The sequence below is a fragment of the Oleiphilus sp. HI0079 genome (assembly GCF_001635105.1).
Genome location: NZ_LWFT01000364.1, coordinates 1 through 472 on the forward strand (window position 1 = coordinate 1; position 472 = coordinate 472).

General features: G+C 49.4%; 1 protein-coding gene. It reads right to left on the bottom strand.

Annotated elements, in window-relative coordinates:
* Window positions 1–472 (bottom strand): AarF/UbiB family protein (locus A3750_RS04850; protein WP_231871718.1); only part of this gene is annotated, 472 nt, incomplete at both ends.

Below are 472 nucleotides of genomic sequence, written 5' to 3' on the forward strand. Positions count from 1 at the left end.
CCGCGCTCAGCCAATACTTGCAGATTTGTGTTATTGGCTTTCAACGCTTCGATGTCCGCAACAGGAATGCCATAGATACGTTCCATCACAAGCACATGCTCGTTGCAGAAGTCCCAGTACACCTCTGGAATATAGATCAGCTCTGAGTCCAGAAAATTACGTCTTAACTGCGACGCGTTAGCAGCTTCACGTTGAAGATCAAGCTCGTCGAAGATGGTTCGCTCGTAGTCAGCAACGATTTGTTGCGGCTTGAGGCGCTTTCCTTCAGACCAATAGTGCTCAAGCACATAGGCCATCAGCTTCATAAGCGAGATGTCTTGGCGAATGGTTTTCTCGATACTCGGTCGAATCACCTTAATGATGACCTCTTGGCCGTTAGGCAGTTGTGCGCTATGCACCTGCGCAATCGAGGCCGATGCCATTACCTCTTCATCGAATCGTGCAAACACTTCAGAGATAGGGCGCTTTAGCC